This is a genomic window from Algoriphagus namhaensis (assembly GCF_042649705.1).
Taxonomy (GTDB): Bacteria; Bacteroidota; Bacteroidia; order Cytophagales; family Cyclobacteriaceae; genus Algoriphagus; species Algoriphagus namhaensis.
Map to the genome: position 1 here is coordinate 284,778 of NZ_JBHRZS010000006.1, position 16,536 is coordinate 301,313.

The following is a 16,536-nucleotide window of genomic DNA, read 5'->3' on the forward strand; positions in this document are numbered from 1 at the left end:
GGTTCAATCCTTCACTTCTTCATAATCTACGTATTCTCCGCCTTTGATATCTTTTTGGCGCCTCTGCTGATGCTGCCGCGGAATATGATCCACGTTGATATCACCATTTGATGGTCTCTGTTGCGCTCTTTGCTGCTCGCGAGCAGCTTCATTCACCTGCTGCGCAAATCTTGCCAGCTTACTTCTCAGAAAATACCGGATCAACTGGCCCAAGAGCCAGCCGATTCCTAATATGATAATTATGTACTTCAAATCTTCTTAATTTTTATCTACTCAAATATAGATTTCGCTCGGAGTAAATCTTCAGAAAGAAATCATCCATTAGATCGTCTATAAAGTAAATTGCTTCTCCTGTAGATTTCATCTCTGGCCCCAACTCCTTATTCACATTTGGGAATTTGTGGAAAGAGAACACAGGCTCTTTGATCGCGTAGCCTTTTTTGGTTGGCTTGAAATCAAAGTCGGTCACTTTGTTTTCACCTAGCATCACCTTAACGGCGTAATTTACATAAGGTTCCTTGTAAGCCTTACAGATAAATGGCACCGTACGAGAAGCTCTCGGATTCGCCTCGATGATATACACTTTGTCATCCTTGATGGCAAACTGAATATTGATCAGGCCGACTGTACGTAGAGCCAAAGCGATTTTTTCGGTGTAAGTTTCAATCTGTCGGATCACTAAATCGCCCAAATTATAGGGAGGAAGCACCGCATAAGAATCTCCAGAATGAATTCCTGCTGGCTCGATATGCTGCATGATTCCGATGATATATACATTTTCACCGTCGCAGATCGCATCAGCCTCCGCCTCGATGGCGCCTTCGAGGAAGTGATCCAGAAGAATCTCATTGTTCGGGATATCACGAAGAACATTCACCACGTGCTGCTCCAATTCTTTTTCATTGATCACGATCTTCATCCCTTGACCTCCCAACACATAGGATGGGCGTACCAAAAGTGGAAATCCTATCGTCTTGCAAAGCTCCAGGGCTTCATCTGTATTATGCACCGTTCCAAATTCAGGATAAGGCACATTGTTTTCTTTCAAAAGAGTAGAGAATCTTCCTCTATCTTCGGCCAGATCCAAGGCTTCAAAGCTAGTTCCTATGATCTTGATGCCATATTTCTCCATTTTCTCGGCCAGCTTCAGCGCGGTCTGTCCACCTAGTTGAACAATTACTCCCTCTGGCTTTTCGTGAAGGATGATCTCGTAAATATGTTCCCAGAATACTGGCTCAAAATATAGCTTGTCTGAAATATCAAAGTCCGTAGAAACCGTCTCAGGATTACAGTTGATCATGATGGTCTCGTAGCCGCACTCTTTGGCTGCCAAAACTCCATGGACGCAGGAGTAATCAAATTCGATTCCCTGCCCTACTCGATTGGGTCCAGAACCCAACACGACAATTTTCTTCTTGTCCGTTCGTACCGATTCATTTTCCTCACCAAAGGAGGAGTAATAGTATGGCGTTTGCGCCTCAAACTCTGCAGCACAGGTATCCACGAGTTTATACACTCGCTTGATGCCCATCTCATGATAGCGTTTGTTGAATACCTCACTTTCCAAGCAATCGAGCAAATGTGCAATTTGCCGATCGGCATAGCCCTTTTTCTTCGCCTCGTCCATCACCTCGTAAGGTATGGTATCGATTTTATACTTTTCAATCACATGCTCCAGCTGGATCAATTCCTCGATTTGCTTGAGGAACCACTTATCGATCTTAGTCAGATCCTGAATGGTACGGAAGGATATGCCTAGTTTGAAAGCATCGTACACATGGAAAAGTCTATTCCAACTTGGATTGGCCAGGGAGTAAAGAATTTCATCTTGATTTCTTAACTCTTTGCCATCGGCTCCCAGTCCATTTCTTTTGATTTCCAGAGACTGACAGGCTTTTTGAAGAGCTTCTTGGAAGTTGCGTCCGATTCCCATCACCTCGCCTACAGCCTTCATAGAAAGCCCTAGTCTTCGATCTGAACCTTTGAATTTGTCAAAGTTCCATCGAGGAATTTTTACAATAACATAATCAATCGTAGGCTCGAAATAGGCTGATGTAAATCCTGTGATGGAGTTTTTCAGCTCATCCAGATTGTAACCTATGGCTAGTTTTGCGGCTACTTTAGCGATTGGGTATCCAGTGGCCTTAGAGGCCAAAGCAGAAGAACGAGATACCCTTGGATTGATCTCGATTCCTATAATTTCTTTATTATCAGGGCTCACGGCAAACTGTACATTACAGCCTCCGGCAAAATTTCCTATGCTATTCATCATAGTGATGGCATAGTTTCGAAGCTTTTGATATACCGTATCCGGTAGTGTCATGGCCGGAGCAACCGTGATGGAGTCACCAGTATGTACGCCCATGGGGTCAAAGTTTTCGATGGAACAGATCACGATCATATTCCCAATATTGTCCCTCATCACTTCCAACTCATATTCTTTCCAGCCCAATATGCTTTGCTCGATCAGTACCTCGTGAACGGGAGATGCTTGAAGTCCCGCACTGAGGTATTTCTCGAAGTCCTCCTCCTTTTCTACAAAGGCTCCACCCGCTCCACCTAGGGTATAAGAGGCTCTGATAATCAATGGAAAACCAATTTCTTGGGCGATTTCTTTGCCTTGCAAAAACGAAGTGGCCGTGGCCCCTTTACAGACACCCACCCCGATTTTTTCCATCAAGGCCTTAAATTTCTCTCGGTTTTCGGCAGTATCGATGGCATCGATATCCACCCCGATCATTTTAGTACCGAACTTCTTCCAAATTCCCGCATTTTCACAGTCAATGGCCAAATTCAGTGCAGTCTGACCTCCCATGGTAGGTAGCACACAGTCGATATCAGGATGATCTTGAAGGATCTTGATGATGGACTTCTTCTCCAAGGGCAACAAATACACGTTATCCGCAGTCACCGGGTCAGTCATAATGGTGGCCGGATTGGAGTTGATCAGTGTCACGGTAATACCTTCCTCGCGAAGAGCTCTGGCTGCTTGTGATCCTGAATAGTCAAATTCGCAAGCTTGGCCGATTACAATAGGGCCTGATCCGATAAGTAAAACGTGTTTGATGCGGGTATCTTTTGGCATGGATGGGGACGGTTAAAAGATGAGGTTAGCTGATGTCCAAATTGGGGCAAAATTAGAAAAAATAAGTGAAGGGGGAAGGGAATATCTGAATAATGTCCCCCACTCGTGGAAAATAGCAGCGATGCAAATATCGAGACTAGCGAAGCTTAAAGCTTTTGGGGTCCAGGGCACGCATGGTGCATAAGATTCCGTCGAGATGATCGTATTCGTGCTGGATCAACTCAGAAAGATCTCCTTCAACGGTCCAAGATTGTTTTTGCCAGTTTTGATCTCGATACTCGAGGGTGAGCGATTGATGTCGGGAAACTCTGACCAAAAGATTAGGAAAACTCATGCAGTCATCCCATAATTCAAATTTTTCGCCGCTTAGATTTTTCAATTCAGGATTGATCACCACATAGGGACGGCCCAGATTCAGGTAAAAAAGCCGCTTCAAAATTCCCAACTGAGGAGCAGCTATTCCTCTTCCAAAACCATATACGCGGCGGATATCCTCCATAGCCTCATGCAGCTGCTGTACCCAAGCCTCCACTAAAGGCAGTTCCTCTCTGGAAACAGGCTCACAGACTTCATATAGTCTGGGATCGCCGAGTTTGAGAATATCGTGGATGGTTTTCATCTCCCGAATTTATAAATTATCATTAAAGAATGAGATCAATACATAGGATCGCTTCCCTTTTCCGTACTTTTGCGGCATGAATTACCTTTCGGTTGATAGCCTCAGCAAAGCGTTTGGCGAACGCAAACTTTTTTCGAATATCTCCTTTGGCATCGCCCAAGGACAAAAAATCGCGCTAGTCGGCATCAATGGCGCCGGCAAGTCTACGCTCATGAAGATCATAATGGGCCTAGAAATCCCAGATGCGGGAGAGGTGGCGCTTAACCAGTCCGTTAAAATAGCCTACGTGCATCAAAATCCGGTTTTTGAGGGCACCATGTCGATCTACCAAACCATCTTTGATCAGAGCAATAGTGAAGTACTCAAGGTCATTGAGGATTATCATAAGGCCATGCTAGAGGCTGAGCAGGGGATTGACAATTCGGATAAAATGACGCTCCTCTTCGAGAAAATGGATGCTTTTCAGGCTTGGGATTTTGAATATCAAGTCAAAGAAGTACTGGGGAAACTGGGCCTTCCTGACACAGACCTACCAGTAGGCTCTCTTTCTGGAGGTCAAAGAAAGCGCGTAGCTCTGGCCAAAGCGATTTTAGAAAAGCCGGATCTGCTCCTCCTCGATGAGCCTACCAACCACCTGGATCTAGAAACTATCGAATGGCTGGAAGACTACCTAGCCAAAGCCAATCTGGCGATTTTTATGGTGACTCACGATCGGTATTTCTTGGAAAAAGTGACCAATGAAATACTCGAACTCGATCAAGGTAAAATTCATCGCTACCAAGGGAACTACGGTTACTTTCTGGACAAAAAGGCCGAAAGAATGGAGATCGAGGACATCGAACTTGAAAAGGCTAAAAGCCTCTACAAAAAAGAACTGGACTGGATTCGCCGCCAACCTAAAGCGCGAAGTACCAAGGCAAAATATCGGGTAGATGCCTTTGAAGAAACCAAGGAAAAGGCTTCTCAAAAGCGTGAGGAGCGAGATATTGAACTCCAAGTTAGTGCACAGCGACTGGGCAATAAAATCATCGAGATCGAACATCTAAGCAAGTCATTTGGTGATAAAACGCTGGTAGAAGATTTCAACTATGTCTTCAAAAAGAAAGATCGCATAGGAATAGTGGGTCCAAACGGTGCGGGAAAAACAACTTTCCTGAATATGATCACTGGGCAGCTTGCTCCGGATTCGGGAAAAGTGGCCATCGGTCAGACCACAGCTTTTGGCTATTACAGACAGGAAGAAAGCAGCTTTGACGAAAGCAAGCGACTGATCGATATCGTGAAGGATGTAGCCGAAGTGGTGGTCTTGGACAAAGGTCAGACAATCACCATCAGTCAATTCTTGACACAGTTTGGCTTCCCTCCCAAGCAACAGCATACCCCAATTGAGAAACTCAGCGGGGGTGAGCGCCGGCGCCTTCAGCTCTTGATGGTATTGATCAAGAACCCAAACTTCCTCATTCTCGATGAGCCAACGAACGATTTAGATATTATGACCCTCAATACCTTGGAAGAGTTTTTGGATTCATTCCCGGGCTGTTTGATTATCGTTTCTCATGATCGATATTTTATGGATCGACTGGTGGAGCACTTGTTTGTCTTCGAGGGCGAAGGGGTGATCAGTGATTTTCCTGGCAACTACTCAGAATTCAGATTGTCTGAAAAGGCACAGAAGTCTATGGAGGTAAAATCTCAGGTTCAAAAACCCAAGCCAACAGAAGAAAAAATCAATACTCCCTCTACGGAAAACAAAGCAAGCTACAAGCAAAAGCAAGAGTTTAAAAAAACGAATGAGCAGATCACCAAACTGGAAGGTGAAAAGCAAGGCATTACAGACCAAATTGCCGATGGAATCGAGGACCACGAAAAATTGCTGACTCTTTCGAATCGAATTGCTGAAATCGACTCAGAACTGGAAGAATTGGAGATGATTTGGTTGGAATTGAGTGAGCTGGAAGGGATTGAGGAGTAGTTTTTCTTTGGTCCAAAGACGACGGGCCACTGACTACAATAATTTAGTGGATAGGGAAAGTTTTGAAGTTTACCTAAACCCCGAATTGGGACAATTTTAAATTTTTCACTTTAAACTCTATTCTTCAAAAAATCCTGCCTCAACTCCTCTCGAAATTTCTCAATGGCATAGCGAAGCATGGTACGAGGCATTTCTAAATAGTATTTTTTCAAAAACTCGACCTCGACTTCATAGTCCATTTTTCCTATTTCCCGAAGCATCCAGCCCACTGCTTTGTGCATCAAATCATGCGGATGATCTTTGAGAATTTCGGCCAAGGCTAAGGCATCATTGAGCTCTCCTTTTTTGATCCAATACAAGGAACTAATCATAGATATTCGCTGCTTCCAGAGATGTCCGCTTTGAGCCAAATCATAGAATAAGTCTTTATCCCGCTCAAAAAAATAATGTCCCAAAATCGGATGGCAAGTGGTATCGACTAAGTCCCAATTGTTGATAAACTCAATATGATTCAGATAAAAGTCTACAATTTCCTTTTGCTGCTCTTCCTTCGTTGATTTTTGATATTTGTAGACCAACATAAATAGGGAGCAAAGCCGAACTTCGTGATAGGGGTTTTGTAAAAGCTGATGAATCTCATCAAAGCTAATTTCTTTAGCTACCATTTTGGCTACCTTTCTTTGCTCTGGCACCATCACGCCCAGAAACTGATCTCCTTCCCCATATTCACCCGGTCCTGTTTTAAAGAATTTTGGGAAAAATGTGGCTTTTTCTGGGATAGCCTTGTCTTGAAGTTTGGCGATAATTTGCTCAGTGAGTTCACTCATCCCACAAAATAAAAACGAACATCCACCATTCAAATCATTCTCCTTTTTTCACAAGGCCATTTCCTTATATTTGACGCATGTCGAAAATACCATCGCTGCGATTTCGCTTCTACATGGTTTTTATTTTTTCATTGATTTCGTTGGTTCTTTCTGCCCAGTCTTCCCTAGACCAAGAGCAAATTGAGAAGCTTGAAAGTCGTTTGGAAAGTGAAAAACTCTCAGAAAATGAGGAAGGCGAAATTCTTCTAGAGCTTATCGAGCTATATGAGAAAATCGGTGACTTTAAGCGAATGGCGGATCGAAGTATTTCGTACTTTCAGCTTCCTACGACCGACTTTTCATCTTTGATCTCAAAAAACCAAGTGCTTAAGAATGCACTGAAATCAGAAGAAAAAATCGAAGATAGTACCATCATAGGAAATCTTCATCTCAAGCTAGCAGGAGGATATTTTGATTTGAACGAATTTGACTCAGCCTTCAATTCCTACAGCACAGCTCTGATTAAATTCAAGACGACTGACACCCTCTTTTTGGCTGATACGCATTTTTTTAGAGGACAAGTGCTAGATGCGAGCAGCAATATGATCAATGCCATGCTGGATTATCAGAAAGCACTGGATCTTTACGAAGCTGCCGGAGATGAAGATTATGCTGGTTTTACCAAAGCAGGTATGGCGGTTTTATTTAGCAAATATGCGATCTATGACGAGGCTGATGAGATCCGTGAGGAACTTATGCAAAGAGATCTTCGAGAAGAAAACTGGGAAAGCCTGGGGGTACAATATTTCAATCGAGCAACAGATCTTGGGAAAAAAGAGAATTGGCAAGGTCAAGTCGAAAACTTAATTATCGCGGACTCCTTATTGCGTCGAGCAGAATCTCGACCCTATCTCCTTTTGCAATCGAGTTTGGCTCTTTCTAGGGCCTTTGGCAAAACCGGAAACCTCGACTCCCAGCGCGAATACTTCCAAAAAGCTGAAGCCTTGATGCAAGAGGTACCGGAAATTAACGAGTCCAGCACTATCTACTTGATGACCAAAGCCAGACTGAGTTTTGCCGAAGGCAAGTACAGACAAGCTGAGCAAGAGAGCAAGCAATTGTTGGAAAAGGCAAACCAAAAGGGTGATTTTGATGAGTATTTATATGGATATGAGCTGCTGGCAGAAACGCAAAAGAAACTTGGGAAAATGGCCGAAGCACTAGCCACCTACGAGCGTTTTAAGTCTTATAAGGACTCAATTTTTGTAGCCAACCAGGCCACTTCTTTTGCCTATTATCAAGCGCTCTACGATACTGAAAAAAAGGAAGTAGAAATTTTACGAAAAGAAGCAGAAGTGCAGGGATTGATTACTTCCAATCGTGAAAACACCATTCGCTTTGTAGTAATTTTGGGTGCGGTCTTGCTCATCGGAGGATTGGTGTTTCTCTACTCCAACTTGAGAGCTGAGCAAAAAAAGAAGGCCTTGCAGGAAAAATTTGCGCAAGAGCTCCTTCGAACCCAAGAAGAGGAGCGAAAGCGAATCTCGAAAGATCTGCACGATGGCTTGGGGCAAAGCTTGCTTTTGATCAAAAACAAAGTAGCCTTGCAGCCGGGAGACCAAACAGGTGAGATGCTCGATACAGCTATCAACGAACTTCGATCTATCGCGCGATCCTTACATCCCATGCAGCTGGAAAAACTGGGCCTTGGCAAAGCTATCGAGCAAATGCTAGATCAAATCGATGAGGAAACTGATCTTTTTGTGTCATCAGACATAAACCTCCCGAAAGACCTTATTCCTAAGGAAACCGAACTCCAACTCTACCGTATAGCACAAGAGGTTTTGAATAATGTCCTGAAGCATTCCGAAGCCAAAGCGCTTCGATTTAATCTGAGTGAGGAAGTGGGAAAGATCAAAATGATAATAGAGGACAATGGGAAAGGTTTTGACTTTTCTGAGCGATACAATGACTTCCAAAGCCTCGGGCTCAAAACGCTTAAAGAGCGAACGGCCTCCATTCGAGGAAGAATGAATGTACAGAGCGAAAAGGGCAAGGGCTCCAAATTTGAATTTATCCTGAATGTCTGAAAATAACCCAACAGTAATCGTCGCCGATGATCATCCTTTGTTGATGAAAGGGCTTTGTGATTTCTTGGTCGAAGAAGGCCTTGAGGTGCTAGGTATGGCTACAGATGGGCTTAAGGCTTTTGAATTAATCAAAAAATTCCGACCTGACCTCGCGATCCTTGACCTGGAAATGCCTGAGATGACAGGCCTTCAAATAGCGGAAAAATGCGCGGCTGAAAGTATCCCCACCAAAATCATCTTACTTACCCTGCACAAGGAATTGTACTTATATCATAAGGCTAAGGAGCTAAACCTATCAGGCTATATTTTGAAAGAATTTGCCTTGTCTGATTTATCAAATGCAATCGCCAAAGTACTTTCAGGTGAGCAGTTTTTCAGTGAACGACTTTTTGAAAATAATCAAGCTCTGCAAGCTGCAGGCGATCCTAATTCTCTAACTCGCTCAGAAGTCAAAATCATCCGAATGATTGCAGATGGTGTAAGAACAAAAGAAATCGCAGAGCAGCTTTTCATCTCCGAGCGCACGGTAGAAAAGCATAGATCCAATATCATCAATAAGCTCCAACTCGATAAAAAACACAACTCCCTCCTACTCTGGGCTCAAAAAAATCGAGATATAATTAGCTGAGCCAAAACAGAAAAATACGTACTTCTACGTATTGAAGCCCGTCGATTATCCCAGTAGTTTTGAATAAATCCTATAAAATCAGGTTTTATGAAAATTTCATCGGCATTAGGGGATTTCAAAATTATCCAAACTGCAAGTAATAAAGACGAACTACTGATCCTTGGATCTTGGAATGATTTGGTGAAATCGTTCGATAGTACTAGAGCTTTTATGGTTTGCAGAGACACCCAGCTTTTTGGGGTTTACCTCTGCAAGCAGGAGTGTGTAGAATTCATGACCAAAGCGATCCAACAGATAGATACCCAATGCTGGGAAGGACAGAACAAAACCTCAGCTTTGGAGCATAGCAAATATTTAGCGTAAGGGTGATAATTTTTTAAAGGAGCAACTTCAAAGCTGCGGAGATCATTAGATCAACCGTTTTTTCAGCTTTTTTATCAAACTCTCCCGTGGCCCGATTAGCTAAAATCGCATTTAAACTCAGCACCTCGTGGCCTAGTAATTCGCCCATAGCATAATACCCAGCTGTCTCCATTTCAAAGTTTGTGATTCGTTTTTCCCCAAATCGAAAACTTTCCAAGCGTTCCAAATACTGGGTAATGGCAGCTGGAATTCTGAGCTTTCTGCCTTGAGGGGCATAAAAGCCTGGAGCAGTGAGTGTGAGACCTCTAGAAAAATCCGAAGACAGTTGATTTAAAAGCGATTTCGAACCCTCAGCCTGATACGGATCGAATTTCAAATCCAAAGTTTTTCGTAAAGCTTGGGCTATGGATTGATCGCATTCAAGATCAGGATAAAACTGCATCAGAGTATCTAGGCCGATGGCCGTCTCGGATGCTAGAAAAGAACCTACTGGAATATCCGCATGGATGGTGCCGGAAGTACCGAGTCTTACTATTTGAAGTGAAGTATGAACAGGCTTAATGAGACGGGTTTTCAAGTCAATATTCACCAAGGCATCCAACTCCGTCATAAAAATTTCAACATTATCCGTGCCCATGCCTGTGCTCATTGCTGAGACCTTACGATCACCCATCCAACCCGTATGGGTGATAAATTCACGTTTGGCGACCTTGAAATCTATCCGATCGAAATATTTGGAAACCTCGGGTACACGTTCAGGGTCCCCGACTGTGAAAATTATCTCACCAATTTGATCTGGGTGCAGATGCAAGTGATACACACTTCCATCTGCATTTAGGATCAGTTCAGATTCAGGGATTTGAGTCATAGGTCTACTAGGAAATCTCCTTTGCGTTTTCACGCTTCCATCCCTTGTAGGGATTGTACCCATTCAAGTTTTTTTGGTAGTATCCAGTACCGTTATAGGGTCTCTTTTCTGGGTGTTCCTTACATTCTACGGAACATGCTCCTTCCATTTTGTCTCCGCAGCTTTCGCAGATTGGCACATGGATATTACAAGTTGGATTGGCACAGTTGACCATACGGTCTGATGGTTCCTCGCAGATATGGCATTTAGAGACAATGGTTGGATTCACCGAATTCACCTCAACAGCGATTCGATTGTCAAACACATAGCATTTACCTTCAAAATCTTCGCCTTGGGCCTCTTTCCCGTATTTGATGATTCCCCCATGTAGCTGATAGACATCTTCAAAGCCTTGTTCTAAAAGAAAAGCAGAGGCTTTTTCACATTTGATTCCACCTGTGCAGTAAGTCAGAACCTTCTTGCCCTTGAGATGCTCTAGCTCTTTTACTTTTTCAGGAAAATCCCGGAAGTTGTCTATGTCGAGCGTTAAAGCATTCTTGAATCGCCCAAGCTCATGCTCATAGTTGGAGCGCACATCTAGGATTACCACATCCTCTTGGTCTTTCATCTTGCGAAACTCCTCAGGCTCTAAATGCTTTCCGGTTTTAACATTGGGATCCAAATGTCTTAATGCAGAATGCACGATTTCTGGCTTATAGCGAACGTGAATTTTGGTGAATGCGTGACCCTCACTTTCATCGATTTTGAATTCAGTCTTGGCAAATCTCGGATCCGCATGGATATAGGCAATGTACTTTTCCGTGTCCTCCTTCAGGCCGGAGACCGTCCCATTAAGACCTTCGTCCGAGATGATGATTCGACCCCGGATGTTATTTTCTATACAAAAGAGATGATGCTGCTCGCGGTACTCTTCAGGGTTATCGATTTTAGCGTAGCAGTAATAGAGTAGGATTTGATAGTCTTTGTTTTCCATAACTGTGGCCCTGTTTCGGCAGGGTGTTAGAGATTTAAGATGTTAAATTTTTGATATTAAATATTAGATTCTTTGCTCTTGACTCTTTGCTCTTGGTTCTAGTTTTTTTGCTCTTGCCTCTAAATTTCAGTCTTCATACTTCAACCTTGAAACCTTAGACTTTCGCTGCTGGATTTCCAAAAACAGTGGTTCCGGCATCTACAGAGCTAATCACCACTGATCCTGCGCCCACGCGCGCATTTTTACCGATGGTCACTCCGGATACGATGGTCACCCCTGATCCAATGAATGCCCCCTCTTCGATCGTAACTTCAGAATTGATCACAGACCCGGCACCCACTTGCACGAAATCTCCCAACTTCGCCTTATGATCGATAATGGCTCCAGTATGCAAAATACAATGACTTCCTAGCTCTGAACCTGCACCTAAAGTGACTCTAGCATTGATGAAATTACCGTGACCCAAGGCCGCATCGGTAGAAATATAGGCTGTTTGATGAATCGCATTAATTGGCTGGACTTTTCGACGCTCATTGAGCAACTCAACCAAGAACTTTCGATACTTCACATCATCCACAGCCACGAAGGCTTCAGTCTTTTTTCCAATCAATTTCAGAAATCCATCATCCTCAGGATTCCCTAACACAGCCACCGTATTAATCTCCGTACCATGGGTCTTCTCGTCTTCGTCCAAAAAGCCGTACACAACGACCTCATTGCTATTGAAAATTTCAAGTGCTGGCGTCGCAATTCCTTTCGCCCCAAATATGATTACTGGTTTATCCATAGGTTTCTTTTCTGAGGTGCAAAAATACGTGAATTCTCAGGCTCCGCCAAAAATCCCTAAGAATCTGCTTTGATCAGACTCTGCGCTACTTTGCATTGGAGACATTTCTTAGGGGCGCAATAATTTTTATAGAGGCCAATCATGCCTTGCGAATCAAAGCTATTTGTAGCTTCCCAGCCTGCATCCTTGAAAAGTCTAATGATAAAATTAGACTCCGCCGGTAAGCTTTGAAGTAAGTCAAAACAGCGTTCCTGCCAGTCTGGCTGCTCAAAATATCGCCCATAAGCAAACCATAAAGGCATCACATAATTGATAATCAAAAGCTGCAAAACCGTATTAGAAATACCTTTTGAGATGGTTTTGCCCGATTTTTTACCGAAGGAATACTGATACTTCCAATAGTCACTAGGAGGCACTTGCAGTACCTTTCGAAAGCTTGCAAAATCCCTGGAATCCTCAAAAATACTTTGGACCAATCCAGGAGCATGGGAAAGTATAGCCGCCAATTGGGCGATACGCAAAGTGGGAAAATTACTAGGGCGCACTCGGGTAAATTGCCAATCTTGGCGATTCATCGTATTTCGCCAGCGATATTTTTGCTGAAAAAAATCATTTTCTTTTTTTAAGTGAAGCACATAAGGTTCCTCTGTTTTTTCGGGCAAAAGACCAGCTTGACCAAAAAGCATGGCTTCGAGTGCAGGTAGTTGGGTCCGATGTTTTTTCAAAATCTTATAAGGCACGCGTTCGGCAAGCTCGGACATTGCCGCCGCATTGGTTTTAAATCCAAAACATGTGAAAAGCCAGCGATAGGCTGTTTCCTCCCAATCGGATTCAGTTGACCTCAGAATATCCAAAATCATGTTTGATTTTTCTTGAAGACGCTCCACCAGAGCTTTCTCCAGAGTAGAAAACCGGACAATTTCCGGCACTCCGCCCACTCCGTAAGCGCAGGGTAAACTCTGTTTGAAATCAAGCATCTGCTGGTACTTTTTCCAGACGTCCAGAAAGATTTTCCCCTTAAGCTCCAAGGTGGGCATTGCGGTGCCATCATTCCTCAATGCCTCCCGGTCATTTTCCCAAACCACGTGGAGAATCACCGAATTATAGGCGGGGTCACTAGTGTGGGAATGCTGTTTCCAATCCGAGGCTAGGCAATGGATTTCCACATGCCCATGAAGCTCTATCCCAGCTATTTTCACACAGGCATCGCTGAAATCCGGGCCTTCAGCCAAATTGTGAAACCCAACACGGATAATTTCGATAGGCTCTCCATGAATGGTCTTGAGGCCTCTTTTATCAAAATACTGGTACTTCCAGACCAGTTGCAAAAAGTCTTCTCTAAATTCCATAAGACATTCATTTTAAAAAGCTTAGGGAATTTAACGAAAATCTTAAATTTTCAAAAGGACTACCTAGTTTAAAGATACTTTTCTAAAAGCCCTGTCATTTCAATCTGGAGTTTTTGGGCTTCCTTTCTAGCTGCTTTCGCAAAGTCTTTTTCGGCGGAAGCATAAATGATCCCACGGCTGGAATTCACCAAAAGTCCGCAAGTGGAATTCATTCCATATTTCGCCACTTCTGATAAGCTACCTCCTTGCGCACCTACCCCTGGAACTAGAAAGAAATGCTCAGGCGCAGCCTTCCGCACCTCCCCAATCAATTCTCCCCGTGTAGCACCTACCACATACATCAAGTTTTCCGGGCTGCCCCATTTTTGGCTTTTTTCCAAAACAGTTTGATAGAGGGGTTTTTCATTCGCATCTGGAATAAGCTGGAAATCAGCCGAGCCAGCATTTGAAGTCAGGGCCAGAAGAATCACCCATTTGTCTTGAAATTCTAAAAATGGAGAAACTGAATCTCCGCCCATGTAAGGTGCCACCGTGATGGAGTCGAAATTCATGGTTTCAAAAAATGCCTTGGCGTAGAGCTTCGATGTATTCCCGATGTCCCCACGCTTGGCATCTGCAATGGTGAAAATATCCTCGGGAATCAGCTCCTCGACCTTGGCCAGTGTTTCCCAGCCTTTCGCTCCAAGGGCTTCAAAGAAGGCAATGTTCGGCTTGTAGGCCACTGCAAAGTCGGCTGTCTCCTCAATGATCTGCTGGCAGAAGGAAAAAATGGGGTCTTCTTCCTTCAACAGATGGGTAGGAATTTTATTGATATCTGGATCCAAACCCACACAGAGAAAGGATGATTTTTGCTGGATTTGGGAGAAAAGTTCTGAGCGGGTCATGGAATTTTAATATCTGTGGGAACAAAACTAAGGAAAGTAATTTTACTATGCTTTCAAAGCAAGCGAACTAGTAGGTTAAAAAATCAAACTTCATAATGACCAGAATTATTCCCTTTCATGGATTTTTAGTTGTCACTTTTGATTTTCTACAAAATCCACCTTCACTACAGCCCCAAGCAAAGAAACCCCTGCCGTAATCAAAAAGAAAATTAAGCTAAAGGCCACCGCTGCTGTTTCTTCAATACCGGCATAGGTGTGTGCATAGACAAAGACCAACTCACGTGCACCGACCCCTCCTATGGTCAAAGGCAATACGGCCACAATAGAAGATAATAAAAACACCAATTGATAAGCAAGGATATTTTCGGTGATCCCCAAGGCCAATAGGATAAACCAAGCACAAATTAACTGAGCTATCTGCCCAAGAAATGACCAACTATTTGCCGACCAAAAAGAAGGTAAAAAGTCCTTAAAGAAGATTCTTTGCGCCAACCAAAATGCAGGTAAAGTCAAAATCAATCCCACTACCATTAGCCCATTCCAAATTTCAGTCTCCAAAAAATCAAGCTGAATATCCACCAGCAAAAACAACCCAAACAGTAAAAAAACAATCGCCACCAAACCCCCTAACCTGTCCAGAAGAGCAGCTTGAACAAGCTTCTTCACTGGAGTCTTATACTGCTTATTTAGCAAGTAAACCTTATACCCATCTCCGCCTATTCCTCCAGGAAGAAATAGATTATAAAACATCCCGATCAGATATAGCCTCCAGTTTTGCTTTTCAGAAAGTTGCAGACCTATGTTTTTGAAATATTGATTTAGACGAACGGCCGTCGCGACTTTACTCAGTACAAAAAGAATCACCGCAGGAACCAACCAAACCCACTGAATGGTCTTGACTATCCCCAAAAGCTGAGCAGTATCTATTTTCCGAAAAACCAGATGCAAAGCCAAGCCCGTCAAGGCAAGTTTCAGAATAGTTTTGAACTGGTTTTTATAGCGCGTCAAGAGAAAGTAATTCTTAAGTTAGAAATCGGAATTGTGACTTGATGATCGATATCTTTTTACAATTTTTTATCTCGGCCCTGCCACTTATTTCAGACTTCAGCCTTCATTCTTCTGACTTTCAATATTCCCCTGAAATACAGCCTTAACAGTATACGTTTTCTTATCCTGCGACTCAAAATAGGTTCGTACAATAATCTCCGCGATGATTCCTGTGGTGATCAATTGGATTCCGCCTAAAATCAGAATAAAGCCCAGGATCATAATTGGCCTTCCCCAGATATCCTCTCCAAACAATTTGACAATCAACAGATAAAAACTGATCGCTGAACCTATCAAAAATGAAATAATTCCTAGCCCTCCAAAAAGGTGAATGGGTCGCTGAAAGTACTTTTGGAAGAAAAGCATCAGAATCAAATCGGACATCACTTTGAAGGTCCTGCTCAGTCCATATTTCGACTCCCCATGAATTCTTGGGTGATGCTTTACATCCACTTCCGTCATTTTAGCGCCTTGCTGTTTGGCTAGGACTGGGATAAAACGATGGAGCTCCCCATACAAGCCCATATTCTGCGCGATCTCCGCTTTATAAACTCGAAGCGTACAACCGTAATCCTTCAAATACACCTTCGTCGTGTTTCGAATTACCCAGTTGGCGATTTTACTAGGGATTTTGCGAAGCACAAAGCCATCCTTACGATTAGCTCTACGACCGGCCACCACATCCCATTCCTCATCAATGGCTTTATTCAGCATCATCGGAAGATCCGATGGATCATTCTGAAGATCACCATCCATGGTCGCAATGTATACCCCAGTGGCCATATCGATTCCCGCTGCCAAAGCAGTGGTTTGCCCGTGATTTCGGTTGAAAATGATCAGCTTGGTTCGGTCGTTGGCGTAGGTTTTCACTTCACGAACCGTTCCGTCCGTGGAGCCATCTTCGATCAAAATCACTTCATAATTGATCTCAGTCAGAGCAGCATAAACTTGCTCGAGTAAAGGCTTAATATTTTCTTCTTCGTTGTAAATGGTAATGACAACGGATAGTAAGGGCTGGCTCATGGGATAAAATTTGGTCAAAAATACGCCAAATAAATCCTGAGA

Annotated in this window: 15 protein-coding genes; 4 read left to right on the top strand and 11 right to left on the bottom strand. The window is 43.3% G+C overall.

Annotated features, from left to right (window positions below; all coding sequences use genetic code 11):
• Positions 1–3: 3 nt before the first annotated feature.
• The 3 genes from ACFOSV_RS04950 to ACFOSV_RS04960 all read right to left on the bottom strand — a co-directional run bounded on the left by ACFOSV_RS04950 (position 4) and on the right by ACFOSV_RS04960 (position 3,704).
• The gene (locus ACFOSV_RS04950) at positions 4–252 is read right to left on the bottom strand and encodes a DUF4834 family protein (protein ID WP_377903998.1); all 249 of its coding nucleotides are present in this window, start codon (positions 250–252) and stop codon (positions 4–6) included.
• A 13-nt stretch (positions 253–265) separates the two neighbouring features.
• A complete protein-coding gene (gene carB, locus ACFOSV_RS04955; RefSeq protein WP_377904000.1) occupies positions 266–3,085 on the bottom strand; it encodes a carbamoyl-phosphate synthase large subunit in 2,820 nt (939 codons plus the stop codon).
• Between the two features lie 136 nt (positions 3,086–3,221).
• The gene (locus ACFOSV_RS04960) at positions 3,222–3,704 is read right to left on the bottom strand and encodes a peptide deformylase (protein WP_377904002.1); all 483 of its coding nucleotides are present in this window, start codon (positions 3,702–3,704) and stop codon (positions 3,222–3,224) included.
• Between the two features lie 76 nt (positions 3,705–3,780).
• On the opposite strand from ACFOSV_RS04960, the gene ACFOSV_RS04965 reads away from it, so the two are divergent.
• Positions 3,781–5,676, top strand: coding sequence for an ABC-F family ATP-binding cassette domain-containing protein (locus ACFOSV_RS04965; protein ID WP_377904004.1), 1,896 nt, complete (start codon positions 3,781–3,783; stop codon positions 5,674–5,676).
• A 110-nt stretch (positions 5,677–5,786) separates the two neighbouring features.
• Here ACFOSV_RS04965 and ACFOSV_RS04970 read toward each other — a convergent pair whose 3' ends face one another.
• Positions 5,787–6,503: a DNA alkylation repair protein gene (locus ACFOSV_RS04970; protein ID WP_377904006.1), complete on the bottom strand. Its 717-nt coding sequence runs from the start codon at positions 6,501–6,503 to the stop codon at positions 5,787–5,789.
• Positions 6,504–6,580: 77 nt separating this feature from the next.
• Between ACFOSV_RS04970 and ACFOSV_RS04975 the strand changes: the two genes are divergently transcribed.
• From ACFOSV_RS04975 to ACFOSV_RS04985, 3 genes are all read left to right on the top strand, one after another.
• Positions 6,581–8,572: a tetratricopeptide repeat-containing sensor histidine kinase gene (locus tag ACFOSV_RS04975; protein WP_377904008.1), complete on the top strand. Its 1,992-nt coding sequence runs from the start codon at positions 6,581–6,583 to the stop codon at positions 8,570–8,572.
• Positions 8,565–9,200, top strand: coding sequence for a response regulator (locus ACFOSV_RS04980; protein WP_377904010.1), 636 nt, complete (start codon positions 8,565–8,567; stop codon positions 9,198–9,200). Before ACFOSV_RS04975 ends, ACFOSV_RS04980 begins: the two co-directional genes overlap by 8 nt.
• Before the next feature lie 87 nt (positions 9,201–9,287).
• Positions 9,288–9,563: a hypothetical protein gene (locus ACFOSV_RS04985; protein WP_377904012.1), complete on the top strand. Its 276-nt coding sequence runs from the start codon at positions 9,288–9,290 to the stop codon at positions 9,561–9,563.
• Between the two features lie 13 nt (positions 9,564–9,576).
• Here ACFOSV_RS04985 and ACFOSV_RS04990 read toward each other — a convergent pair whose 3' ends face one another.
• The 7 genes from ACFOSV_RS04990 to ACFOSV_RS05020 form a co-directional block, all read right to left on the bottom strand.
• On the bottom strand, positions 9,577–10,431 hold the full coding sequence (locus ACFOSV_RS04990) for a nucleoside phosphorylase (RefSeq protein ID WP_377904014.1): 855 nt from the start codon (positions 10,429–10,431) through the stop codon (positions 9,577–9,579).
• A 7-nt stretch (positions 10,432–10,438) separates the two neighbouring features.
• Entirely contained in the window at positions 10,439–11,404 is a 966-nt protein-coding gene (trhO, locus tag ACFOSV_RS04995) for an oxygen-dependent tRNA uridine(34) hydroxylase TrhO (RefSeq protein WP_377904016.1), read from the bottom strand.
• 154 nt (positions 11,405–11,558) lie between these two features.
• The gene (locus ACFOSV_RS05000; protein ID WP_377904018.1) at positions 11,559–12,191 is read right to left on the bottom strand and encodes an acetyltransferase; all 633 of its coding nucleotides are present in this window, start codon (positions 12,189–12,191) and stop codon (positions 11,559–11,561) included.
• Positions 12,192–12,247: 56 nt separating this feature from the next.
• Positions 12,248–13,540 (bottom strand): DUF2851 family protein, encoded by a 1,293-nt coding sequence (locus tag ACFOSV_RS05005; RefSeq protein ID WP_377904020.1) that lies wholly within the window; start codon positions 13,538–13,540, stop codon positions 12,248–12,250.
• A gap of 68 nt (positions 13,541–13,608) precedes the next feature.
• Positions 13,609–14,424, bottom strand: a complete 816-nt coding sequence (pyrF, locus tag ACFOSV_RS05010) for an orotidine-5'-phosphate decarboxylase (RefSeq protein WP_377904022.1) — start codon at positions 14,422–14,424, stop codon at positions 13,609–13,611.
• A gap of 132 nt (positions 14,425–14,556) precedes the next feature.
• A complete protein-coding gene (locus ACFOSV_RS05015) occupies positions 14,557–15,432 on the bottom strand; it encodes a lysylphosphatidylglycerol synthase transmembrane domain-containing protein (protein ID WP_377904024.1) in 876 nt (291 codons plus the stop codon).
• Between the two features lie 96 nt (positions 15,433–15,528).
• Entirely contained in the window at positions 15,529–16,494 is a 966-nt protein-coding gene (locus tag ACFOSV_RS05020) for a glycosyltransferase family 2 protein (protein WP_377904025.1), read from the bottom strand.
• Between the last annotated feature and the right edge of the window lie 42 nt (positions 16,495–16,536).